Raw genomic sequence first — 2,226 nt, 5'->3', positions numbered from 1 at the left:
TACCTGATGGGATCGTCACTTGATCCCCTTCACCAAGGTCAAAACGGTTGGTTACTCTAAATAATGGTCTACTTAACGCTTGTAACTCTTGAGGCCCCCAAGCTTGCTCCATGACCATGTATCCATTGTCATCAAAGACTGGAATACCATTTTGATGAATTCGATAGTCTACCACTTGATTCATATAATTAACATCTTCTAAACGAAAATCATCAGTCCAGCCGTAATGATCATTTGTAAAATCTAGCTTCTTAATAAAATATCTTGCCTTCCTGAATGATCTCCACCTGATACTGGAGGCTTATAGTAGCTCAAATATTGGCTCGAGTTGAATGCATCTATTAACGTAAGAAGTCTCGTCCCGTCCGTATAGTTAACTTCATTTTCATTTTCTACGTTTTGTTGACGAACTAACGATGGATTACTAAATAAAACATTGACTAACGGTTGTTCATTTAAGTCTTCTGTAAACACTGTCTGTTGCGGAATTTCCATCTCTTCAGTCGTTAGGTAAATAACACGTTCCTCATCAAAACCGATATCAACCTCCTCAACTGAAGCCATATCTGAACGGTAGAAATAGTTTTGAATCGTTTCATAAGCACTAACCGATTCGATTTCACCATTTAGAACTTCATCTTCGTTACCAGACATGAAGGTTACTTCTATTCTTTCCTCTGAGCTTTGTATTAAATGGAAGTAAACTCGGTTAAATGTATGATCATGCTGGAATTCAAACTGATCCACATTAAATAGTTGGTCAATTAAGCTGATTGGTATATCTACAGGGAATATGAGTTCCATATTAGGAGACCAAAGTCCCCATGAACTTGATATATGTGAATCTATTTGCGAGAAAGACCAATCGGCAATTTCTTCAAATAGTTCCGCTTCTTCTTGTTTGTCTGGAATGATGGCTGAATCTGTTTCATTAAATACAATCTGGTCAGGTTGTAGAACTTGGCTAAGATGTTTAGGCTCACCATCTAATTCTGTTTCTTCTAAGTAAGTAGCTTGATCTAATTCTTCATACTCTGGCTGATATGTCCATAAAGCTAATGTGAGAAACAAGCTTGATATGACTAGTAAAACTAATAAAGCTGTTTTAAACTGTTCTTTGTTCATGAACTACGCCCCCGTTTCTTTCTCATCAACGGTAAGCTAAACGAAATTGTCGTCCCTTTTCCTTCACGGCTATCTGCCAGATCTTACCGTCATGGGCTTCAATAAGCTCCTTAGCAATTGCAAGTCCCAAGCCTGTCCCACCTAATTGACGTGTTCTCGCTTTATCAACGCGATAAAAACGATCAAAGACTTTCTCTAAGTTTTCTGTTGGGATACCTACACCTTCATCAGAAACTTGAGTGAGAATATGGTGACGTTCCTTTTTCACAGTAACATTAATTTCGCCACCCTCAGGTGAATACTTAATGGCATTCGAAATAATGTTATCAAGTACTTGCGTTAACTTATCTGAATCCATCCATACATAACAATGATCTTTCGGTAAATTACGTGTTAGTGACAAGCCATCTTTTATATTAAATGAGAAACGATCGACGACTTGATCAATATACTTAACATATTCGACCCGCTCTTTTTCCAATAAATAGTCTTTATTATCCATTTTAGATAACTGTAATAAATCGTTAACTAACCTGATCATTCTGTCAGATTCATTTTGAACGACATTTAAAAACTTTGGTGTGATCGTCTCATCTTTCCATGTTGAATCGTCTGTTAATGCTTCTAAATAACTTCTCATCGTCGTTAAAGGTGTACGTAATTCGTGTGAAACGTTAGCTACGAACTCGCGACGTTCCCTTTCCACACGCTCTTCTTCTGTTACGTCACTAATTACGGTTAAGAAACCATTCATTTCTTCAGCTTCATCTTGAATAGCTGAAAAGTTCGCTTTTAACAACAACTCTTGGTCATCATCTGAGAAATCGATAATGGTACTACCAATTTCTTTAATTTCCTCTAAGTTATTAACGTGCGAATTTAAACCTAAAACATCTAAAAGCGGTTCACTTTGAACTTCAATATAGTTCTGGCCAATTAGTTTGGATGCTGGTTCGTTCATTAAAATAATGTCACCATGCTCATCAGTCGCAATAACGCCATCAGTCATATTGGATAGTACTGAACTTAACTTACGGCGTTCACCTTCTGTAGTTGCTTGGGCTAACTGTAACTGGTCATTTAAATCATTAAAACTTACAG

General features: G+C 37.0%; 3 protein-coding genes. All 3 read right to left on the bottom strand.

The genetic code is table 11. From position 1 onward, the window contains the following. Window positions 1-256: two-component system activity regulator YycH (gene yycH / locus A194_RS21075; protein WP_272942215.1), on the bottom strand; the 256-nt coding region annotated here is incomplete at its 3' end. Next, a complete protein-coding gene (yycH, locus tag A194_RS0115945; RefSeq protein WP_017187780.1) occupies window positions 244-1,125 on the bottom strand; it encodes a two-component system activity regulator YycH in 882 nt (293 codons plus the stop codon). The genes yycH (A194_RS0115945) and yycH (A194_RS21075), both read right to left, overlap by 13 nt. A 25-nt stretch (window positions 1,126-1,150) precedes the next feature. Then, a partial coding sequence (locus A194_RS18945) for an ATP-binding protein (RefSeq protein WP_017187779.1) occupies window positions 1,151-2,226 on the bottom strand: 1,076 nt, incomplete at its 5' end.

Origin of the sequence: Alkalibacillus haloalkaliphilus C5, from assembly GCF_000269905.1 — a bacterium.
Classification (GTDB): Bacteria; Bacillota; Bacilli; order Bacillales; family Alkalibacillaceae; genus Alkalibacillus; species Alkalibacillus haloalkaliphilus_A.
This window is presented reverse-complemented; position numbering and strand designations above follow the sequence as displayed.

What these genes read in the sequence shown, in the direction of transcription:
- yycH (WP_017187780.1), bottom strand. Translation starts at nt 1,125, where the DNA reads ATGAACAAAGAACAGTTTAAAACAGCTTTATTAGTTTTACTAGTCATA.